The following is a 21,405-nucleotide window of genomic DNA, read 5'->3' on the forward strand; positions in this document are numbered from 1 at the left end:
TGACTAACGAACTAACACGAGAGACCCTAACATGGCAACGACAATTCAAACACTGCATAAATTGAAAACAGAGCGCGAGAAGTTTTCCTGTTTGACTGCCTATGACGCCACGTTTGCTCATGCCGTAAGCACAAATGGCGTAGACGTAATTTTGGTTGGGGATTCACTCGGCATGGTACTACAGGGTGAAGACTCAACACTTCCGGTCACGATGGAAGATATGATTTATCATGTTCAGTGCGTTAAAAATGGCAACCAGGGATCATTGATTATGGCTGATATGCCCTTCATGTCCTACGCTACGCCTGAAGCAGCAATGGCAAATGCCGCAGAACTCATGCAAGCAGGCGCCCATATGGTAAAGCTGGAAGGAGGGGACTGGCTCTGCGAAACCATTGCGTTGCTCAGTGAGCGTGGTATACCCGTCTGTGGGCATCTGGGATTAACGCCTCAATGGGTCAACAAATTCGGCGGTTATAAAGTCCAGGGACGTGAAGATGCACAAGCAGAACAGATACTTGAGCATGCACAGGCAATGGTTGAATCCGGCGCCGACCTGATTCTGGTGGAGTGCATTCCGACCGCTTTGGGCAAAAAGCTCGCAGAAACACTCCCGGTCCCTGTGATCGGTATTGGTGCAGGCCCAAATACAGATGCGCAGGTTTTGGTCATCCATGACATGCTCGGCATCAGTACCGGTCGGCGCCCTCGCTTTGTGAAAGACTTTTTGGCCGGCTCAGAAAGTATCGCAAGCGCAATTCAGAAATACGTAAACGAAGTCAAAGCCGGAGATTTCCCCGGCCCAGAGCATGGCTTCGAATAATAAACTAAGGTAAATCCAGCACACGCATATTGAATGCGTCCAAATGGGTAATAGCGTGACACTACCGGATTGCGAAGGCCGCAACAGTAAAATTCTGGTGCGACCAAGCCTCTCCGGTGGTTCACGCTTTTTAATTAATCACTTTCGGTGACACCCAGGGGTCATCGACTCAATGAAACTTTAGCGATGAAAACCGTAGACACGCTTTCAGAACTTCGAGAAACGATCCAGGCAGAGCGAAACGCCGGACAAACAATCGCATTTGTTCCAACGATGGGAAACCTGCATGCGGGCCACCTTAGTCTGGTTGATAGAGCGCACCAACTCGCAGACTTCGTGGTCACCAGCATTTTTGTCAATCCCATGCAGTTTGGCGCTAACGAGGATCTGGACGCCTATCCCAGAACGCTGCAAGAAGATGCCAGTCAGCTCCAGGCACATGGCAATCACTTACTCTTCACACCCACCCCCGAGGTGATCTACCCCAGAGGTATGGCGCAGCAAACTCAGGTATCCGTACCCTTTTTGACGGAGCTTCATTGTGGCGCAAGTCGGCCGGGACACTTCAACGGGGTTACGACCGTTGTTTCAATTTTATTTAATATGGTTATGCCTGATATCGCTGTATTCGGCGAAAAAGACTACCAACAACTGGCCGTGATTCGAAAGATGACCGAGGATCTCTTTTTCCCGATAAAAATTATTGGAATGGAAACCGCTCGTGATACTGATGGCCTCGCACTGAGCTCCCGCAACGGCTACTTGACTCCGGATCAGCGCGCAATCGCCCCAACCCTCTACCAGACGCTAAAAAACAGCGCGACACAACTGCAACAAGGCGAAATACCCGAGCAAGTCATTTTAGCAGCCGAACAGGCACTCACCCGCAAAGGTTTCACGCCGGATTATTACAACATTGTTGACAGTACCAGCTTGCAACCGGTTACACCCTCTGCACCAATAAACATAAGCGATAAAACTGTCACGATTCTTGCTGCAGCCTTTTTGGGGCAAACCCGATTAATTGACAACATTAATGTAACACTGTCGTCATAACCTCTGGAGCGTATTGCACGGGCCAAGTTCAGGCATAGATCAAAACAAAATGGAGATGTACAAGTGCTGAATAGCCGCAACCCAAAAAATGCTGCAAAATCGATAACGGAACTCAAAGCGTGGCAAGCATTGCAACAACACGCACATACCATGAAAAAGACGCATATGCGTGAACTCTTTGCGGCAAACCCTAATCGATTTCGTGAGTTTTTTATCGAAGCGGCCGGCATAAAGCTGGATTTTTCCAAAAACCTGATCACCGCCAAGACCATGAAACTTCTCGCCGACCTGGCAGAAGAACGACGCCTTACCGATGCGGTCAATGAGATGTTCAGGGGTGAGCAGATCAATCGTTCGGAACAGCGACCTGCTTTACACATCGCGCTGAGGAATGCCAGCGAGCGCCCTATTTACGTCGATGGACAGGATGTGATGCCCGAAGTAAGGGCCACACTGGAAAAGATGGAGCTGTTCACCTGGAAAATCCGCAGCACACAATGGCGCGGCTTTTCCAACCTGCCATTTACCGACATTGTCAGTATTGGCATCGGCGGCTCTTTTCTGGGCCCAAAGCTGGTTTCTGCGGCCCTTAAACCCTACTGGAACGATACCCTCAATTGTCACTACGTTGCCAACATTGACGGCACCCACATTACTGAGGTGCTCAAACATCTTGATCCTGAAACCACACTCTTTTTAATTCAATCAAAGTCATTTGGCACCCAGGAAACACTGGAAAATGCCAAAGTGGCCCGCCACTGGTTCATGCAAAACGGGGGCAGCGAAGACACAATTGGTAAACATTTCGTCGCCATCACAGCGAATGTACCCTCCGCAATCGAATTCGGCATTGCTGAAGATAATATTTTTCCAATGTGGGATTGGGTAGGCGGCCGATACTCGTTATGGTCCGCAATTGGCCTGCCCACTGCACTCGCAATCGGCATGGATGGCTTCAGAGCACTGCTTTCAGGCGCCTATGCGATGGATGAGCATTTTAGAACCGCCCCCATCGATCAGAATCTGCCCATCATTTTAGCTCTACTTGGCGTCTGGTACAGCAATTTCATGGATGCAGACTCTTACGCCATACTCCCCTATGACCACTATTTGCGCGGTCTGCCTGCCCACTTGCAACAGCTGGATATGGAAAGTAATGGTAAAAGAGTGACGCACAATGGCGACGAAGTGGACTATCAGACAGGCCCGATTATTTGGGGTGGAGCTGGCGCAAATGGTCAACATGCCTACCACCAATTGCTGCATCAGGGAACACGGCTGGCACCCGCTGATTTCATTATTCCATTACACACCCATAACCCGGTGGCAAACCATCACGCCATTCTGTTTGCCAATTGTTTGAGCCAGACACAAGCTCTGATGCAGGGAAAAACCCTAAGTGAAGCCAAACAGGAACTGATTGCAGCGGGTATGAGCGCCCGCGAAGCCGATGCACTGGCACCACACAAAGTCATTCCAGGAAACAAACCTTCAAATACCGTCTTGTTCGAGCGCGCGACCCCACGCACAATCGGTGCGTTAATCGCCATGTATGAACACAAGGTTTTTGTTCAAGGTGCACTTTGGGATATCAATTCGTTTGATCAATGGGGTGTAGAACTGGGCAAGCAATTGGGTAACGAGATCCTGAGGAAACTCGTCTCCGCCCCCGCCAGGGAGCAATCCAGCCCGACCCTGGATGCATCGACTCAGGGGCTGGTTGACCTGTATCTGGGGCGCGACAAACACTTCTAGAGCCTAAAAAAGCTTTTTTGTGCAATCAAATCGCCCCTCGACCCGCCGGATATCCTGTTCAGGCCGTATCACTGGGCGGCGCAGCTAATACGCTTTCCTTGCCAGTCAAAATCTACCGGCCATAGTTTTTGCTTTTTATCATAAACAGACCAGAGCTCAGCATAGGTTTTCTGCACCACCGGGTGTAGAAGCCCGGGCTCCAGATCTGCCAGCGGTAACAATACAAACGCATTGTGCAATATCTCATCCCGAGGCAATATTACGCCATCGTGCACGCCGACCCGATCTGCATAGAGCAATAAGTCAAGATCCAGCGTTCGCGCCGAAAAACGTTCGCCCCCCCGCTCTCGACCATGGGCATCTTCAATCTGCTTGAACACGGACGTCAATTGGCCGATTGTCTCTCTGGTTTGGAAACCGACCACCAGATTCAAAAAACAATCTCCCTCAAAGCCCACGGCTTCACTTTCGTAAATCGGCGAAATATCGAGCACACCATAACGACTTTGCAACGCATTCAAGGCCGCGGTGATATGACGATAGCGGTCAATATTGCTACCCAGACTCACATACACTTTAATCATCAGTGATTTTAGCTCCCCGCTCGATCACAACGCCCACCGTATCGGTATTCCCCACCGCTGTCGGCTTGCTGATCGTGAGCCTCAACCAAGGCACAGAAAAACGCTGCATCACTTCATGGGCAACCTTTTCTGCCAAAGTTTCAATTAACTGATACTGGCTTGCCTCGATCATCTGCGTAATATGCTGGCTCACCTCAGCGTAATCCAGCGCCAATTTCAGATCATCGTTTTCAGCAGCGGGACGGTTATCCCACGCCAGGTCGAGATCCAGTAAAAGTGGTTGGCGAATTGTACGTTCCCAGTCATAAACACCGATGACCGTTTGAACCCGCAATCCACGGATATATACGATATCCATAAGAATTCATACCAAAAGAAAAGGCGCTAACACGAATACTATCGATCAATACCGACACAAATACAAACCTGAACAGACTTACAATTTGTGCAACGCCATTCGACAGCATTCAGCAAGCAAAACTTGAGGGATTAAAAAAAGGGCGATATTGTACCGAATGACGCACAACTAATCATCACTGGTTCGTGACAAAAACTGGATCAAAAAATCGGCCTGCAACGACAATATGATCTCTACAATTGCCATCATCTTATGTCTTATTGCTTATTTACTTGGATCAATTTCCGGGGCAATACTGTCCTGTCGACTCTGGCATCTTCCTGACCCTCGCACTCATGGCTCAAAGAACCCCGGCGCCACCAACATTTACCGCCTGGGCGGAGTCCAGCCCGCGCTGTTCACGCTGCTGTGCGATGCCTTAAAGGGGGTAATTCCCGTCTGGCTTGCCGCACTGCTTTCGGCACCGCCTCTGGAGCAGGGTATGGTCGGCATGTTTGCGATCCTTGGCCACATGCTACCAATCTTTCACGGTTTTCGGGGAGGCAAAGGGGTTGCCACGACATTGGGCGTCGGGTTGGTTATCGCACCGGCAACAAGCTTGATACTCATTATAGTGTGGGGAAGCATTCTCAAAATGAGTCATACATCTTCCATCGCCTCACTCACGAGTGCGTTTATAGCCCCCGTACTGGCACTTGTATTCAATCCGGATTTTACATTGGTTTTTTTGATACTCTCAGCATTGATTGGGGTACGCCACCGCGACAACCTGATACGCATAGTACGACGTCAAGAAGCAAAAACCCGAAAACAGAATTAAACAGACACGCGCTATAGCCTAATCTCGACCACTCCTGAACACTCATTCAGCCACTGGACTCAGTTCATCCATAGGCCAGCGAGCGCGCACCTGCAGGCCGCCCTCGTCAAACTGTCCGGCGAGCAGCCTTTGACAACCTGCATAAGCGATCATCGCACCGTTATCGGTACAGAATTCTGGCCGAGCGTAGTAAACGTTCGATTTTTCTTTCAGGACCATCGCCTCCAGGGCTTGGCGCAATTCCGTATTCGCACTGACCCCACCGGCAATAATCAGACGCTTCAAACCCGTTTCGCGCAGGGCTCGCCGACACTTTATCATCAGCGTATCCACTACGGCGGCTTGAAACGATGCGGCGATATCCGCAGCCACCGCCTCTGACAATTGTCCGTTTTCGTCTTTATGCTCCATGACCGTGTTGAGCGTAAACGTTTTGAGACCACTAAAACTGAAATCAAGGCCAGGTCGGTCTGTCATGGGCCGAGGGAAACTGAATCGTGCACTCCCCCGTTCAGCCAACTTCGCGATTCGTGGCCCACCGGGATAATCCAACCCCAACATTTTTGCCGCTTTATCAAAAGCCTCACCCGCCGCGTCATCAAGAGATTCACCCAACAATGTATACTGGCCAAGCCCTTCAACCCGAACCAACTGGGTGTGCCCTCCCGATACCAATAACGCGATAAAAGGAAATTCAGGGGGGGATGATTCCAGCATTGGTGCCAATAAATGCCCTTCCATGTGATGTACACCAATACTCGGAATATTCAGAGCAATCGCCAAGGCGCGAGCAATTGCGGCCCCCACCATAAGCGCGCCAACCAGTCCGGGCCCGGCAGTATAGGCAATGGCATCCAGATCCTTCCGGGTCTTTCCTGCCTTGTCCAAAACCTCCAGAATCAATGGCAAAGTCTTCCGGATATGATCCCGAGAGGCTAATTCAGGAACGACACCGCCATAATCAGCATGCACTTCCACCTGGGAGTACAGTGCATGAGATAACAAGCCCATCTCACTGTCATACAACGCGATGCCTGTTTCATCACATGAACTTTCAACACCTAAAACCAGCACCAATGCCTCTCCTTATCTAAACGAACGAATAAGATTACCAGATTATATGCAACAAGGTGAATGCACCCATAAAATCACCCGTGACAATTTTACCCGAATTGATCAACTTCAGAGCGACTTCACTTTACAATAGATGAAATAAGGATTAGAATTCGCGGCCCGAATGTAGGGACCATGACTATTTTCCAATCAAATTTAAGTTGACTGTTTCACTCGAGTGAAAAGTCAATGGCTCCAACGGTGCATTAAATTTGAAAGAAGTGTATTAACTTTGGAAAAGTGTTAAACAAGCTCCCTGCATCATATTATCAAAGGCCCGACTCTGTAGACGCAAAGTATGCTGACAGTAGCGACCTTAACGTGATTTAATTGCGAGAGAAGGTGAATTTTTAATGCCATCAGTTAAAGTAAAAGAAAACGAACCATTCGACGTAGCATTGCGTCGCTTCAAACGCTCCTGCGAAAAAGCAGGTGTTCTTTCTGAAGTTCGTCGTCGTGAATTCTACGAGAAGCCAACTTCAGTTCGTAAGCGTAAAGCTGCAGCAGCAGTTAAGCGTCACGCCAAGAAATTGCAGCGCGAGCAACGTCGTTTCGAAAGACTTTACTAAGCAGCATTTGTTAGCAGACCCGATTAATACGACTGTCAACACAACGGAATGAAATCAATGGCTGAAGAAACACTGAAGAGTCAAATTACCTCTGCAATGAAAGAGGCCATGAAAGCGAAGGACAAAAATCGATTAGGTACAATTCGACTAATCCTTGCTGATATCAAAAAAGTTGAAGTTGACGAACGCATTGATGTTGATGACACTCGCGTGCTTGCCATTCTCGACAAGATGGTTAAACAGCGTCGCGATTCGGTCAAACAATATACTGATGCAGGAAGAGATGATCTGGCACAGGTGGAAGCGAATGAAATTGAAGTCATTCAGGCTTTTCTGCCCAAAGCCCTGACTGATGAAGAAATCAGTGAACTCATCACCTCTGCCATTGCAGAATCGGGTGCCGCATCGATGCAGGACATGGGTAAGGTAATGAACCTTTTGAAGCCCAAATTACAAGGTCGTGCCGATGTTGGATCTGTCAGCCAAAAAGTCAAAGCAGCTCTCGCACAGTAATAATCGAAACGATAGCGCTCTCTAAGCGACGCTATCGGATCTGTGACTGTTGGCCGGAAAGGGTGCACCCTACAGTGCACCCTTTTTGCGCTGCATAATAGCTGCGTTACAACTACCTTGTAATCACTCTCATCCTTACTATTATTTTAAGTTCAGCCCTGATTTGGGTTCGTTCTGACTTCAATGACGTCGTGCTCTGCACCTGTAGCCAGAACCCCGCGATCATTACCGGGTCAATACACGCAACCGTATCTGCAAAACCGCCTGAACGAGCGGCTTAACGCACTTTTTGCGGCGCAAAGATACACAGGCACACTTGGACAGCGAGAATTATTACCTAAATCTATGGCGGGAATGATTCCACAAACATTTATTGATGATCTACTGGCCCGTACTGACCTGTATGGCGTCATCAATACCCGTGTGCCTTTAAAAAAAGCAGGCTCAAACTACAAAGCATGCTGCCCTTTTCATAATGAAAAAACGCCCTCTTTCAATGTCGTTCCAGCAAAAAACTTTTATCACTGTTTTGGCTGCGGGGCAAACGGCAATGCCATTACCTTTCTACGCGAATTTGATAATCTTTCGTTTACAGAAGCGGTAGAGGAACTTGCGCGCCATGCCGGGATGGAAGTCCCACGCGACGAGCGCACACAACAACTTCATCGAAAATCGAAAGGACTATTGGATGCGCTGAAATATGCGGATCAGTTTTATCGACAACAACTGAAGAATCACGAACAAAGCAGTGTCGCCCGAAAGTACCTAACGGAGCGCGGCTTATCAACAGACATTATCGAACAATTTGGTTTGGGGTTTGCTCCGCCAGAGTGGCGAAATCTTTCCCAGAATTGTGACCCGGATCTTATCCCCCTGCTTAGGCAGTTGAAAATGACCGGCGGCGAAGGCGGTTCCAGTTATGATCTATTCCGCAACCGAGTCATGTTTCCGATTCGAAACCCAAGGGGACAGGTGATTGCCTTTGGCGGGCGAACACTTGGCGACGACAATGCCAAGTACATCAATTCACCGGAATCCGATGTTTTCCACAAAAGCAATGAAGTTTACGGGTTATATGAAGCACTGCGAAACAACCGCCAACTTACGCAACTTGTAGTAGTCGAGGGCTACCTGGATGTGATCGCACTTGCACAGTTCGGCATAGGTAACGCGGTAGCAACGCTGGGCACGGCGACAAACGACGATAACCTAAAAACACTACTTAAGCACTGCAAAGAAATTACTTTTTGTTTTGATGGTGACCGTGCCGGTTTTAAAGCGGCACAAAAAGCGATGGAGAACAGCCTGAGCCTGATCGAGGACGGCATGGACCTGCGCTTCCTGCTGATTCCGGAAGGCGAAGATCCCGACTCCCTGATCCGAAAAGAAGGGAAAGATGCATTCAAAACGAGACTCGATTCTGCGCGTCCACTGTCGAGCTTTTTCTTCGATGTATACAGCCAGGGCCTGGATTTAACCCTACCAGAAGACAAGGGGAAACTGCGCGCACTTGCCCAACCACTGATAGGCCAGATCCAAGCCAGAACATTACAACAAGGCATTAAAAATCAACTGTATAAGTTGACTGCAAACGAATCCCCCCGTTTTTTTCGGGGCAAAAAGGGTCAAGCGGCCCCTTCTCAGCCATCACACAGCGACCCAAACCGGTCTGCCCGAAACCAAAAAGATGGCTACTATAAACAACCTGCGGAACTGGCCTACAAAGTCACTCCCGGAGCGAAAGTCTGCCTGGGGCTGTACCTTGCTCCAGCACAAGCAGAACAAGTGATTGCTCAATTGCAGGACATGCAGGGAAGCAAAAGTGCAGAGCGAATTCTCGGCTTTGCCGAATTTATTCACGACCAAAAACTAGCAACAACGGAACAAGTGCTGGCGCAATTGAGTCAAAACAAAAAACACCGTCAAAGCTTTCAGAACCTGTTCGACTCCATCGAATTATTCCCCGATGCAGAGGTCGCACAACTGGAAGCGAAAGATGAAATAAACCAGTTGAAAATCAGCTGGACAGAACAACGCATCCGAACGCTGCTGCAGGAGGAAAGCCCCTTAGGGGAAGCGAAAAAACAAGAGTTGAAAAAACTTTACACTGTAAAACAGACACTTAAAAACAGAGCTGCTGTTACAGCTTGAATTTGGGCAATTCACCACTATATACATTTTCAAGTGGCGTGAAAAGCCCCGCAAGGCTATAATGTCAGTTTATTTGTCACCATCAGTAACATAGGGTGAATATGTCAGGCAATTCTACACAATCCCGTTTGAAAGAACTCATAAGTCGTGGTAAAGAACAAGGGTACCTGACCTACGCAGAAGTTAATGACCACCTCCCTGAAGACATCGCAGATCCGGATCAGGTCGAAGACATTATTCGAATGATCAACGATATGGGCATTCAAGTATGTGAAGAGGCTCCCGATGCCGATTCCCTGCTCATGTCAGATGGTGATTCTACAGATGAAGCTGCTGCTGCGGAAGCCGCTGCCGTTCTCGCGTCTGTTGAAAGTGATGTTGGCCGTACCACCGATCCTGTGCGCATGTACATGCGTGAAATGGGTACAGTGGAACTGTTGACCCGTGAAGGCGAAATCCAGATTGCCAAACGCATCGAAGAAGGCATTCGTGATGTCATGGCTGCCCTGGCCTGTTATCCCGGAGCCGTCTCCAGCGTGCTGGAAGCCTATGATAACCTGCAGGAAGATGAAGAAGGTCGCTTGAGCGACATCATCTCCGGCTTCGTTGACCCGGACGATGGCTCATTCCTGAGCCCAAGCGTTGAAAGCGAGAGCTCTGAAGATGTCGATCTTGATGAGTCAGATGATGACAGCGATGATGACGACACACCAAGCTCCGACGAAGATGGCGAGAGCGGGCCAGATCCAGAACTGGCAAGAGCGCGCTTCACGGATTTGAAGTCTGCTTATGAAAAAGTGCTTTCGGCCGAAAAACAATTCGGACGCCTGAGTAAACAAACGATTGAAGCCTTGAATGAACTGGGAGAGGTATTTGCCCCGTTCAAACTGGCTGGGCGCCAATTCGATCTCATGATCAGCACGATTCGTGAGCGTAATGATGCGATCCGCAGTCATGAACGAATGATCATGAGCATTTGTACTCGTGAATGTAAAATGCCGCGCAAAGCTTTTATCAAAGCCTTCCCGGGCAATGAAACAAACCGCGAGTGGGCATTCAAGCTGGCAGAGGCTGGTGCAGACTACTCTCCGGCGATTGGTGATCGTGCTCAGGAAATTTCACGTTTGCAGCGTAAAATCTCTACCCACGAAGCGGAAGTCGGCATCGGAATCCCGGAAATCAAGGAAATCAACCGACGCATCTCCATTGGCGAAGCCAAAGCCCGCCGCGCGAAGAAGGAAATGGTTGAGGCCAACTTGCGACTGGTTATTTCTATCGCCAAGAAATATACCAACCGGGGACTGCAATTCCTGGACCTGATTCAGGAAGGTAACATCGGCTTGATGAAAGCGGTGGATAAATTCGAATATCGCCGTGGTTACAAATTCTCAACTTATGCGACATGGTGGATTCGTCAGGCGATCACCCGGTCTATCGCAGACCAGGCGCGTACAATCCGTATACCGGTTCATATGATTGAGACGATCAACAAACTGAACCGCATTTCACGCCAAATGCTTCAGGAAATGGGCCGCGAGCCCACCCCTGAAGAGCTGGGTGAACGCATGGATATGCCCGAAGATAAAGTACGAAAAGTACTGAAAATCGCAAAAGAGCCAATATCCATGGAAACCCCGATTGGTGACGATGAAGACTCCCATCTGGGCGACTTTATCGAAGATACCCAGGCCCAATCCCCGGTGGATACCGCAACCGGTGAAGGCCTCCGAGAAGCGACCCGAAATGTACTTGCCGGCTTGACAGCACGTGAGGCGAAGGTACTACGGATGCGTTTCGGTATCGAAATGAACACGGATCACACACTGGAAGAAGTAGGTAAACAATTTGACGTAACCCGTGAGCGTATCCGTCAAATCGAAGCCAAAGCACTTCGAAAACTGCGTCATCCAAGTCGTTCTGACCACTTGCGTGGTTTTATTGACGATCAATAAAATTTTATCGTCTAAACACTGGCGTCTAGGATAATCTCTGATTATAATAGGCGCCCGCGTTAAAAAGGGCCCTTAGCTCAGTTGGTTAGAGCACCCGACTCATAATCGGTAGGTCCCCAGTTCAAGTCTGGGAGGGCCCACCATCTTGATAGAAGATGGTTCAATCTGCAAACAGCAGATAAATCTAGCAATAATACTCGCTCCCCCCCTCTCTTGCTGTAAGCCAAGCACCAATTCTGAGTCTAGAAATTAACGAGAATTTCGCCGCTTTAACTCATTCCCGCAACAACATACTATTACATTTTAAAGGAAAAATATTAAAGACATCTAAAGTTGTAGTTGATCAATTGGCTTCACAAACAGACTGTACAACTTTCGTAGACGTCAAACCTTTTATGTTCTCGGTACGTTGATGACTATGATTTATACAAACCTCAACCAAGAAAAAGCCCTTATCTGGCGAATCATTCATAGAGACAATACCCCCTGGATACTCGATAATAGTCTGCAAAACTGATAATGTGAAAAAGAGTCTGGATAAACAATTGAGTCTACGTAACCTGCAATTAGAGGTATACACGAGACTTGGCTGGTATTTTTAATGATTACTTACACAACCGGAAACTTATTAGAAGCGCCTGCCGAAGCCCTTGTTAATACTGTTAATACCGTAGGTGTTATGGGTAAAGGTATCGCGCTCATGTTTAAAGAGCGTTTTGCCCATAACATGCAAGCATATGCAAAAGCCTGCAAGAACAATGAAGTTGTCACGGGTAAGATGTTTGTTACAGAAACGGGAGAGCTGATGGGGCCAAAATGGATCATTAACTTTCCGACTAAACAGCATTGGCGTGCCAGATCTAAGATTGAATGGGTTGAAGAAGGCCTTATTGATTTACATCGGTTCATCATTGAAAACGACGTTAAATCGATTGCAATCCCCCCATTAGGTGCAGGCAATGGAGGGTTGGACTGGAAAGAAGTGAAACCCAAAGTTGAAGCCGCTTTAGCGGATCTAGAAGGCGTTGACATTCTCATCTTTGAACCCACAAAACAGTATCAAAATGTTACAAAGGACAAGGGCGTTACCAAGCTGACGGCAGAGCGCGCGATGATTTCAGAGCTGATCAGACGTTATTGGGTATTAGGCATAGAATGTAGCTTGCTGGAAATTCAGAAGTTTGCCTGGTTTCTGCAAAGGGTTATTGATGCTGAAGGTCTTAAAAACAATCTCAAGCTGAACTTTGAGGCAAAGAATTATGGACCCTTTGCAAGTAATCTGAGTCATCTATTAAATGCGTTAGATGGAAGCTACCTAATAGCGGATAAGCGTATTCCGGATAGCTCGCCAGAGGATGTCATTTGGTTTAATGACGATAAGAAAGACTATGTCCAAACTTATCTCAAATCGGAAGCGTCTCAGTATGTTGATGCGCTTGAAAAAACGTGCACACTAATTGATGGTTTTGAATCGCCTTACGGCATGGAATTGTTATCTACAGTCGACTGGTTGTTGAAAGAAGGTAACTATGAGCCGACTCTCGAATCAATCCAACGTGGGCTAAAAGAGTGGCCTGCTGGAAAGCCTTGGTCAGATAGAAAGGTAAGGCTATTCGAGCCAAAACATATAGCGTTTGCTCTCAATAGATTAAAAGAGACATCAACCATCTCTTTCTAAGAAGATTGTGTATCGCTCACTAAGGGCTGTTGCCATTTCAGTAGTTACCTATGTGAAATGGCTAGAGCCACTAGTTCCCTTTAGAAAGCAACTCAAAAATCAACCGCCCAAATTTTTCAGCCTTGGCCGGATCTGACAATAATTGCATCATTTGATCCTGATGGGCATCACCACTGGCAATAACGGCATCATCCAGGGCTTTGCCGAAGTCACCCAACATTGCTTGCTCTGCCGTGTTATTTGCAATTTGGCTCATTACCGTTGGGTTTTCTCTCACCTTATCGCGGATGGTGTAAGCGTAATTCACCATGTCTTGATCGGTCAGGTTGTCGGTAATAAACACTTCGTTTAGCCGCGCAATAATGCGCGAAAGCAGCTCTTCTTTTTTGTCTTTGGGTTTCGCCGTACCGATGGCATCACCTGGCTCGAGCCGATAGTCCGCCGTATCTTCTTTAAGCTGGAGATCTTGCTGGCGAATTTTAGACAGTCGATAGTGGCTTAGAATAACGCTTTCGAGGTCAATATCATCGTCATCGATGCTTTCTTCTCTTAACATGGGCCGCAGATTACGGGCATACAGACTGAGTTTTTCGAGGTCTTTATCGTTGTAGTCAATAATCTGAGACATAAACTCGTAAAAGCGTACAAACGACCCCAAATCCTTTTTAAAAACTTCTAACGCACTTTTTTCCTGAGCACATTCTTTGAGACTGTTCTCGGCGTTGGCAATCAGTACCGCATCGCCGGTTTGCTTGGTGCGCTCAAACATCATCTTGGCCTGCTTAAAGGCCTCTACCGCAGATTTATAGCGTTTAGTCCAACGATCTACGGCTGGTTTGCTGATATTGGCCAGGGCTGCGTTACTTTTGCTTTTACTGTAAAACGCTTCACAAAATTGCTCGACCTCCTGCCATTGGAAAATACCGGCCACTCGCAGTTTATTAAACAGGTCATCTACCAGATTCGGGTCGGAAATGTCCGCCAGCTCTGCGGTTTGATAATAGGGCTGAAAGGCCGAGAGGATATCATCCGGGTCATTAAAGAAGTCCAGTACAAACGTGCCTGTGTCGGCTTTTCCAGGATAAGTGCGATTTAACCGCGATAAGGTTTGCACGCACTCTACCCCACCGAGTTTTTTATCCACATACATGGCACAGAGCTTGGGCTGATCAAACCCGGTTTGGAACTTATTGGCAACAATCATTACCTGGTAGTCTTCCGAGTCAAAGGCCTTGCGCATATCCCGCCCTTTCAAGTTCGGGTTCATATTGCCTTCAGTGTACTTCTCGCCCAGCAATGCTTCGGCATTTGGATCTTTCTCGTTAAACTCCACATCCCCGGAAAATGCGACCATTGCATGAATATGTTGGTAGCCTTTTTCGGTGATATATTTATCAAATCCCAGCTTGTAGCGCACCGCCTCCTTACGCGAACCGGTCACGACCATCGCTTTGGCTTGCCCGTTTAGCAAACGCGCTACATTCACCTTGAAGTGCTCAACAATTACCTGCACTTTCTGGGCGATATTGTAGTCATGAAGACGCACCCATTGATTCAACCTCACCTTGGCTTTCTTACTATCCACCTCTTCGTCACTGGCCTTCATCTTCATCGCAAGTTGATAAGCCACTTTGTAATTGGTGTAGTTTTTCAACACATCCAGAATAAAGCCTTCCTCGATAGCCTGGCGCATACTGTAAACATGAAACGCTTCGGGCTTGTTATCAACAGCAGAGGGAAGCTCAGGGTTTGGTAAACGACCAAACAGTTCCAATGTTTTTGCCTTGGGTGTGGCAGTAAAAGCAAAGTAACTCAGGTTATTTGATTGCCTACGAGCAGCAACCGCCGCATCGAGAATGTCTTCGGTGCTCAGCTCTTCTTCTGTGGCCTCTTTTGCCTCCAGCATCAACACCTCTTTAAGTTGCCTTGCCGTTGAACCAGTCTGGGACGAATGGGCTTCATCGGCGATAATGGCGTAATGACGTGCTTTCAGGCTGACACTGTTCTCAATCGCTTTCAACACATAGGGAAAGGTTTGAATCGTCACGATAATAATAGGCTGTGCGGCTTCCAAGGCATTCGCCAGCTTTTCAGACTTCGAACCTTCACCTTCTTTGCGGTTAATACGGCCCACAACCCCATCCACATGTTCGAACTGGTAAATGGTGTCTTGTAGCTGATCATCAAGCACGGTGCGGTCGGTAATAATAATCACCGAGTTAAACACCTTATCTCCCATTGCATCCCTCAACCCGGACAGCTGATGAGCAGTCCAGGCGATGGAGTTAGACTTCCCTGAACCGGCACTATGCTGAATGAGATAACGCTGACCGGGGCCATGTGCTTTAGCAGATTCAATCAGACTATTGACCACATCCCACTGATGATAGCGGGGGAAAATCAGCGTTTCTTTTTTGTATTTACGCCCTTCCCAGTCTTCTTTTTCCTCGATTTGAAGATGAATAAAGCGACCAAGAATATTTAACAGGTTATCGGGCCGCAGCACTTCGTTCCACAAATAATCCGTGGCGTATTGATGCGGGTTATCAGGCACATCATTACCTGCGCCTCCTTCTTTGGTGCCTTTGTTAAAGGGCAGAAAAAAGGTGTCTTCCCCTTCCAGGCGGGTCGCCATGTAGACTTCATATTGGCTAACCGCAAAGTGCACCAGGGCACCTCGCTTAAAGGTCAGTATGGGTTCCGGCTTCTTGGTGGCCGGATCGATGGGCAGGCGCGTGGTTTTGTATTGCTTGATGGCGTTGTGCACCGCCTGCTTCATCTCAGATTTCAATTCCAGTGTCGCTACCGGCAAACCATTAACAAACAACACCAGATCGATTCGCCAGCGTTTCGCCTTTGGACTATCTGCCTCGGCTACTTCGCCTTTATCGGCGCACCAGGGGCTGTAAACAAGCTCTGGCACGACGCGCAAGCGATTATGTCGATAATTCGCCAGGGCATCTTCATTCAGTGTGTGTTCTGGCTTGAACTGACAGAGAAAAAACCGTGTACCACGATCTTTAACCGGGTGGCGCAATACCCCCAGCGTGCCGAAGGTGCGAAGTTCTTTATTATCGGCATTGGGGTCGGCCTTATTGAGTTGCGTGGCCACACGCTGTAAGAACTTTTGCTCTGGATTATTCGGATAGACCGCACAGAACTTTTGCCATTGTTCATGCTGAGTATCTTGCACAAAGCCGAGTACATCCTCTTCATATAAGGCCAGTTCTCGGTTGTAACCGTCTGGTTTGCCCAACAGCCAACCATTGGCTTGCAGGTGTTGAATCATTTCATTCTGAAACGCAAACTCCGATGTGCTTGCCATGTGGTGCTCCTGATATTCTTGTTATTCCTGTTCGATGCTATTCAATCGGTGCCAACGCCTTGACCAACGCCTGGATTTCCTGTTCTTCCATAGGCTCCAACGGGTATCCCTCACTTTAGATCAATACGCGGTTCAGCCATGACTTTACTAAGAAAGTTCTGCTGATCGGCCAGGCGCTTGTTAAATTCTTCCGGCGAATAAATGGTCGGGTTGACCGATCGCTGCAGTTGCGCTTCCGCCGGTTCCAACAGTTCCATGATCTCGCTATAACTCAAATCATCCCCCACCAGCATCACATCCACGTCGCTACCCGCATGTTCCTCGCCTTTCGCCAGCGACCCGTAAATAAACGCCAGAGCCAAACCGGGCAATAAGGTTGCCAGGGCTTGCTGCACAACACTTGCCACCCCCACGGTTTTTCCCACCAAGCCTTTCAACTCTGCAAATATCGGGCATGCCGGATTGGCTTGATAGTGGCTCTGATTGCCTTGCCGCGTTAGCGTAACAATCCCCGCATCAGTGAGTCTGGCTAACTCCCGGCTTACCGCCCCCTTGCCCACACCAGCACGACGCACCACCTCATTGAGAAAAAAACTCTGCTGCGGCTGGCCGAATAATAGCCCTAATACTTTCTGTTGCGTGCGCGTAAACAAGGCATCGGCTAACTTCGAATTTTCTGCTGCCATCATGTTTTATTCCATCATCAGTCCCATATTGGGTACTATAGACCCCAAAATAGGACCGATCAATGCAAAGTCTCATTTTGGGTACGATATCCCCCATATTGGGACCGATATATTGGCTTCGATCTGTTGTCGCAAATCACGCTCCAGGCTGGCCGTGCTGCCGGTGAGCTCATGTGCCTGATCTCCCTCCAGAGAAAACAGTTTGCTATCGCTCATGAGGTAGCCTCTTGCAGTGAATCGCTAGAATAATTGGTTGCCGCACCCTCAGGTGGCTGCCAATCTCGGACATCGATTTTGCCGGTGACAGCTGCGGAGATTAGGGCTGAGCGGCGCTCTGTTAACAAACTTGATACTTTATCTGCCTGCTCAATTAGAGCATCCATTTTCCCGAGTTTTATAGATAAAACCTCTAAAATTTTCTTCTGCTCTTCTAGACTCGGCAAAATAAAGTTCATTTTAGCCAGTATAGAAATATAGATATGTTTTATTGTTGTCCCTCCTGCATCAAAGATCATTTTGCTTTGGTAGTCTGCTCCCATAAAGGCTATTGATAAAAATTCAGGTAACACCTTCATCTTATCTAATCTCAAGAGAGCAACCGACTGACTGATACAAGCCTCATACTCGCCATGAAATACAACTACACGTCCCAATGTTCCGTCCTTAGTAAGCAATACATCGCCTTTTTCAGGCTTACTTTTTGGCGATAGCAACGTATTGAATGCTTCTTGAGAAGTACACCTTGCTTCTTCATACTTAATCCTGCCAAATTCAATATCTGTAGCAGTAAGCATGTAAGGGCCTTCGCTCGTTGAGGGCATTGGGTTTGTAAAACCATAAGAGATAAATTCACACATCCAACCAACTCGGGTTACCTCCCAACCCTCCGGCACCTCCCCCAACCACTCGACACCTGAGTCGCGCATGGGGGCATTGGGGTTAAGGCCTTTGGTGACGGCGTGGCTGATGACTGCCTGGCGTTTTTCTTTGAGTAGTTTGATGAGCTGTTGTTGTTTTTCGATCAGGGTGTCGATTTTGGTGGTTTCGTGGTCGAGGAAATTGGCGATTTTTTTCTGGATGCTGGCTTGAGGAAAAACAACTTTATAGGGAGCAATCTGTTGTGTAGAAAGCTGACCTATAGCAGAGCTTTGCACCTTAAAGTCAATTACCGCGTTTATGAAATATGCAAAAAACTTGCAACTACAATCATTCAATGGTGACAAAACAAGCAAGCGAATGATTGCATCAAAAGGATGGTCTCTAAAAGCAGCAAACCCAACTTCCCCTCTACCACTTACAGTAATTGAATGGGCATTAAAGAAATACTTACTCGTATATCCGTATATGGATTTATCATCGTTCGCATTTGTGTATATTGGGTACGGGTGGCTTTCCGATTGCACTTCAGAAAAATATTCCGCTTTAAGATCCCCCCCAGCTTTAATCTCAAACAACTTAGATATAGATGCCTCTTCCCAATCTGAAGGAATCTGATCTATGTAGTCAATTTCAACCGTCTTATACTCTGGATACGCCTGATACCTACTCATAAACACATCCTCCTGATGAGGATTTTTTGTCGAGAGCAAGGCTCCAGGGAGCGCAGCGAAGGAGCGTACTTTTAGTACGTGACTGAGTGAGCACCGCAGCAACGCGGCTATCGGCAAAAAAGGCCATCAGGAGTGCACCTCACGCAACAACGCCATAATCTCCGCACTCACCTTATCCAAATCGGCATCAATCTCTTCCAGGTCTCTGGGTGGCTGATAGACGTAGAAATGACGATTGAACGGTATCTCGTAACCGACGATGCCGATCTCGCCATCTTTATCGTCTCTTTTGCTGGCGTCGATCCAGGCGTCGGGGACGTGGGGTTGTACTTCTTTCTGGAAGTAGGCCTCATTGGTCGCATCGACCGGTTGTGATGGGTCTAGGGGCACGTTTTCATTATCCCGCAAATTGCCATCGGCTTTATACTCAATGGTTTTACCGTTTACTTCAAACAATCCATAAAGTGGGTTGGCAGGTGCTTTGTGAATCTTTTTGATGACCTTTTCAGCTTCCGGATTTATCCAGCTAACAGCGGTAGTGATTTGCTTTTTCTCGTTGGTGTCCAGCTTGATATCTTTGGCTTTGCAGGCGGTTTTTAACACGTCTTCATAGGTGTTCATGTCATCACATTGATCGGTGCCAATATGCTGCTGCAACTGTTTTGCTTTGAGCAATAGCTGCTTTTGCGTGAGCCAGGTTTTGCTATCGAGCAGGTCTTTGATTTTGGCTTCTTTCAGGTCACTAAAGTGCGCTTTCAGGTATTTACGAATAGCTTCTTTGTGCTCGTCTAACGCGCCATAGTTTTCGCAGGTTTCGTCGTCTGACCAATGCTCGCCATAGGTGTCGTAAATCCACTTCATGGGTGCTTCCAGCGGTTTGGCAGCAAAGCGCAGCGTTGCAATACGTTCATCACTAAATTGATAGCTTTCCCGCAAAGGCCGCTCAATGGTAATACGACGATAGCCAAACTCATGGTTTTTGAAAATTTTACTGGCGAAGGTTTTGGGGGCTTCGGTTTTCGCAGTGGTGGATTGTCTACCACGGTTACTTTTCTGCTCGGCGGGCTTATCTAACGCTCTTGCATCCACCACTTCAAAGGCACCGAATGTGCGAGTAATGGTACGAATATCCTCATCACTCATTTCATTGCGTTTGCTACCTAACGACTTACGCATTTTTTTGAAGAGGTTTATACCGTTGATTAACTGTACCTGGCCTTTACGTTCTTCGGGTTTCTTATTCGATAACACCCACACATAGGTGGCAATGCCGGTGTTGTAGAACATATCGGTGGGTAAGGCGACAATGGCTTCCAGCAAGTCAGCTTCGAGAATATAACGACGAATCTCACTCTCGCCGGAGCCTGCACCGCCGGTAAACAGAGGTGATCCGTTGAGGATAATCCCAATACGACCACCTCCGTCTTGCTTGTCTCTCAGTTTGCTTAGCAAGTGTAAGAGAAACAACAGAGAACCGTCAGAAACACGAGGTAAGCCAGGGCCGAAACGACCGTCGAAGCCTTTTAAGCTGTGTTCATCTTTGATGTCTTTTTCGATCTTTTTCCAGTCCACGCCAAAAGGTGGGTTGGAAAGCATGTAGTCGAACTGTTGGTTAAAGAGCTGGTCGTTAGACAGCGTGTTACCCAGTTTAATGTTGTTTACTTCCTGCCCTTTGATCAGCATGTCGGCTTTACAGATGGCATAGCTTTCTGGGTTGAGCTCCTGACCAAAGGCAACGATACGAGCATTTGGGTTGAGTTCGTGCACGTATTCCATACCAGACGATAAAAATCCACCAGTGCCCGCTGTAGGATCGTATATGGTCCGAATGATGCCCGGCTTGGTCAGTGCTTCGTCGTCTTCCATAAACACCAGAGAGGTGGTCAGGCGTACGATGTCGCGCGGGGTAAAGTGTTCACCCGCTGTTTCGTTAGAGCCTTCTGCAAAGCGCCGGATAAGTTCTTCGAACACCAGCCCCATATCATGGTTAGAAATGGCTTTTGGACTTAAATCGGTCTGACGGACTTTTTGTACGATCAGATAGAGCAAGTTAGCATCGCTGAGCTGGCCGACAAACTCACGGAAGTTGAAGTATTCAAAAATCTCGCGGGCGTCTTTAGAAAAAGACAAAATGTAAGATTCCAGGTTAGCGGCTATGCCGGATTCCCCCAGGCGAGACAGGTCCATTTTTGAGGTATTGTAAAAACTCAGCCCATCAGTGGCCCGCAGTAATAACTTCTCTTGGGCCTCTTCTTGCAATCCCATTTGCTGAACACGTTCGTATGCTTCTAATACGGCCTCTTTCTTATCGGCCAGTACACACTCAAGCCGGCGTAACAGGGTAAATGGCAGGATGATGCGGCCATATTGGGATTGTTTGAAATCACCGCGGAGAAGATCAGCGATAGACCAGCAGTAAGCGGCCAGGTTATTTGGGGTTTGTACGTTTTCGTTAGTTGTCATTATGGATTC

The 21,405-nt window shown here is 47.9% G+C and carries 17 protein-coding genes and 1 tRNA gene; 10 read left to right on the top strand and 8 right to left on the bottom strand.

Annotated features, from left to right (window positions below; all coding sequences use genetic code 11):
* Positions 1-31 precede the first annotated feature (31 nt).
* From panB to pgi, 3 genes are all read left to right on the top strand, one after another.
* A complete protein-coding gene (panB, locus tag OLMES_RS22730) occupies positions 32-823 on the top strand; it encodes a 3-methyl-2-oxobutanoate hydroxymethyltransferase (protein ID WP_087463360.1) in 792 nt (263 codons plus the stop codon).
* Positions 824-1,009: 186 nt separating this feature from the next.
* Positions 1,010-1,879 carry a pantoate--beta-alanine ligase gene (gene panC / locus OLMES_RS22735; protein WP_087463361.1) on the top strand — a complete coding sequence of 290 codons (870 nt, stop codon included), beginning with the start codon at positions 1,010-1,012 and terminating at the stop codon, positions 1,877-1,879.
* A 63-nt stretch (positions 1,880-1,942) separates the two neighbouring features.
* Entirely contained in the window at positions 1,943-3,634 is a 1,692-nt protein-coding gene (pgi, locus tag OLMES_RS22740; protein ID WP_269767729.1) for a glucose-6-phosphate isomerase, read from the top strand.
* 68 nt (positions 3,635-3,702) lie between these two features.
* Here pgi and folK read toward each other — a convergent pair whose 3' ends face one another.
* Both folK and folB read right to left on the bottom strand, forming a co-directional pair.
* A complete protein-coding gene (gene folK / locus OLMES_RS22745) occupies positions 3,703-4,218 on the bottom strand; it encodes a 2-amino-4-hydroxy-6-hydroxymethyldihydropteridine diphosphokinase (protein WP_087463362.1) in 516 nt (171 codons plus the stop codon).
* Positions 4,211-4,576, bottom strand: coding sequence for a dihydroneopterin aldolase (folB, locus tag OLMES_RS22750; RefSeq protein ID WP_087463363.1), 366 nt, complete (start codon positions 4,574-4,576; stop codon positions 4,211-4,213). The genes folK and folB overlap by 8 nt, the downstream gene beginning before the upstream one ends.
* 226 nt (positions 4,577-4,802) lie before the next feature.
* On the opposite strand from folB, the gene plsY reads away from it, so the two are divergent.
* Positions 4,803-5,396 (top strand): glycerol-3-phosphate 1-O-acyltransferase PlsY, encoded by a 594-nt coding sequence (gene plsY / locus OLMES_RS22755; protein ID WP_087463364.1) that lies wholly within the window; start codon positions 4,803-4,805, stop codon positions 5,394-5,396.
* Positions 5,397-5,438: 42 nt separating this feature from the next.
* Here the strand turns inward: plsY and tsaD are convergent, their stop codons facing one another.
* Positions 5,439-6,470 (bottom strand): tRNA (adenosine(37)-N6)-threonylcarbamoyltransferase complex transferase subunit TsaD, encoded by a 1,032-nt coding sequence (gene tsaD / locus OLMES_RS22760; protein ID WP_087463365.1) that lies wholly within the window; start codon positions 6,468-6,470, stop codon positions 5,439-5,441.
* A gap of 392 nt (positions 6,471-6,862) precedes the next feature.
* Here tsaD and rpsU point away from each other — a divergent pair, with 392 nt between their 5' ends.
* The 6 genes from rpsU to darG all read left to right on the top strand — a co-directional run bounded on the left by rpsU (position 6,863) and on the right by darG (position 13,372).
* Entirely contained in the window at positions 6,863-7,078 is a 216-nt protein-coding gene (gene rpsU, locus OLMES_RS22765; RefSeq protein WP_087463366.1) for a 30S ribosomal protein S21, read from the top strand.
* Between the two features lie 57 nt (positions 7,079-7,135).
* Positions 7,136-7,591 carry a GatB/YqeY domain-containing protein gene (locus tag OLMES_RS22770; RefSeq protein WP_087463367.1) on the top strand — a complete coding sequence of 152 codons (456 nt, stop codon included), beginning with the start codon at positions 7,136-7,138 and terminating at the stop codon, positions 7,589-7,591.
* Positions 7,592-7,774: 183 nt separating this feature from the next.
* Positions 7,775-9,742: a DNA primase gene (gene dnaG / locus OLMES_RS22775; RefSeq protein ID WP_198343088.1), complete on the top strand. Its 1,968-nt coding sequence runs from the start codon at positions 7,775-7,777 to the stop codon at positions 9,740-9,742.
* 101 nt (positions 9,743-9,843) lie between these two features.
* A complete protein-coding gene (gene rpoD / locus OLMES_RS22780; protein WP_087463369.1) occupies positions 9,844-11,694 on the top strand; it encodes an RNA polymerase sigma factor RpoD in 1,851 nt (616 codons plus the stop codon).
* A 66-nt stretch (positions 11,695-11,760) separates the two neighbouring features.
* Positions 11,761-11,837 (top strand) — tRNA-Ile (locus OLMES_RS22785).
* Positions 11,838-12,295: 458 nt separating this feature from the next.
* A complete protein-coding gene (gene darG, locus OLMES_RS22790) occupies positions 12,296-13,372 on the top strand; it encodes a type II toxin-antitoxin system antitoxin DNA ADP-ribosyl glycohydrolase DarG (protein WP_087463370.1) in 1,077 nt (358 codons plus the stop codon).
* Positions 13,373-13,442: 70 nt separating this feature from the next.
* On the opposite strand, the gene OLMES_RS22795 is transcribed toward darG, so the two are convergent.
* The 5 genes from OLMES_RS22795 to OLMES_RS22810 form a co-directional block, all read right to left on the bottom strand.
* Positions 13,443-16,697 carry a type I restriction endonuclease subunit R gene (locus OLMES_RS22795; RefSeq protein WP_087463371.1) on the bottom strand — a complete coding sequence of 1,085 codons (3,255 nt, stop codon included), beginning with the start codon at positions 16,695-16,697 and terminating at the stop codon, positions 13,443-13,445.
* Positions 16,698-16,807: 110 nt separating this feature from the next.
* The gene (locus OLMES_RS22800) at positions 16,808-17,386 is read right to left on the bottom strand and encodes a nucleotidyltransferase domain-containing protein (protein ID WP_232465182.1); all 579 of its coding nucleotides are present in this window, start codon (positions 17,384-17,386) and stop codon (positions 16,808-16,810) included.
* Between the two features lie 69 nt (positions 17,387-17,455).
* On the bottom strand, positions 17,456-17,599 hold the full coding sequence (locus OLMES_RS28125) for a hypothetical protein (RefSeq protein WP_157678469.1): 144 nt from the start codon (positions 17,597-17,599) through the stop codon (positions 17,456-17,458).
* Positions 17,596-18,933, bottom strand: a complete 1,338-nt coding sequence (locus OLMES_RS22805; RefSeq protein ID WP_087463372.1) for a restriction endonuclease subunit S — start codon at positions 18,931-18,933, stop codon at positions 17,596-17,598. The genes OLMES_RS28125 and OLMES_RS22805 overlap by 4 nt, the downstream gene beginning before the upstream one ends.
* A gap of 126 nt (positions 18,934-19,059) precedes the next feature.
* A complete protein-coding gene (locus OLMES_RS22810) occupies positions 19,060-21,396 on the bottom strand; it encodes a type I restriction-modification system subunit M (RefSeq protein ID WP_087463373.1) in 2,337 nt (778 codons plus the stop codon).
* Positions 21,397-21,405 lie beyond the last annotated feature (9 nt).

Origin of the sequence: Oleiphilus messinensis (assembly GCF_002162375.1) — a bacterium.
Taxonomy (GTDB): Bacteria; Pseudomonadota; Gammaproteobacteria; order Pseudomonadales; family Oleiphilaceae; genus Oleiphilus; species Oleiphilus messinensis.

Bases quoted from the DNA above. Each gene is read 5' to 3' on its own strand.
- dnaG (WP_198343088.1), top strand. From the start codon at position 7,775: ATGACGTCGTGCTCTGCACCTGTAGCCAGAACCCCGCGATCATTACCG.
- rpsU (WP_087463366.1), top strand. From the start codon at position 6,863: ATGCCATCAGTTAAAGTAAAAGAAAACGAACCATTCGACGTAGCATTG.
- OLMES_RS22810 (WP_087463373.1), bottom strand. From the start codon at position 21,396: ATGACAACTAACGAAAACGTACAAACCCCAAATAACCTGGCCGCTTAC.
- panC (WP_087463361.1), top strand. From the start codon at position 1,010: ATGAAAACCGTAGACACGCTTTCAGAACTTCGAGAAACGATCCAGGCA.
- folB (WP_087463363.1), bottom strand. From the start codon at position 4,576: ATGGATATCGTATATATCCGTGGATTGCGGGTTCAAACGGTCATCGGT.
- darG (WP_087463370.1), top strand. From the start codon at position 12,296: ATGATTACTTACACAACCGGAAACTTATTAGAAGCGCCTGCCGAAGCC.
- OLMES_RS22805 (WP_087463372.1), bottom strand. From the start codon at position 18,933: ATGAGTAGGTATCAGGCGTATCCAGAGTATAAGACGGTTGAAATTGAC.
- OLMES_RS22800 (WP_232465182.1), bottom strand. From the start codon at position 17,386: ATGATGGCAGCAGAAAATTCGAAGTTAGCCGATGCCTTGTTTACGCGC.
- panB (WP_087463360.1), top strand. From the start codon at position 32: ATGGCAACGACAATTCAAACACTGCATAAATTGAAAACAGAGCGCGAG.
- OLMES_RS28125 (WP_157678469.1), bottom strand. From the start codon at position 17,599: ATGAGCGATAGCAAACTGTTTTCTCTGGAGGGAGATCAGGCACATGAG.
- OLMES_RS22770 (WP_087463367.1), top strand. From the start codon at position 7,136: ATGGCTGAAGAAACACTGAAGAGTCAAATTACCTCTGCAATGAAAGAG.
- OLMES_RS22795 (WP_087463371.1), bottom strand. From the start codon at position 16,697: ATGGCAAGCACATCGGAGTTTGCGTTTCAGAATGAAATGATTCAACAC.
- plsY (WP_087463364.1), top strand. From the start codon at position 4,803: ATGATCTCTACAATTGCCATCATCTTATGTCTTATTGCTTATTTACTT.
- folK (WP_087463362.1), bottom strand. From the start codon at position 4,218: ATGATTAAAGTGTATGTGAGTCTGGGTAGCAATATTGACCGCTATCGT.
- rpoD (WP_087463369.1), top strand. From the start codon at position 9,844: ATGTCAGGCAATTCTACACAATCCCGTTTGAAAGAACTCATAAGTCGT.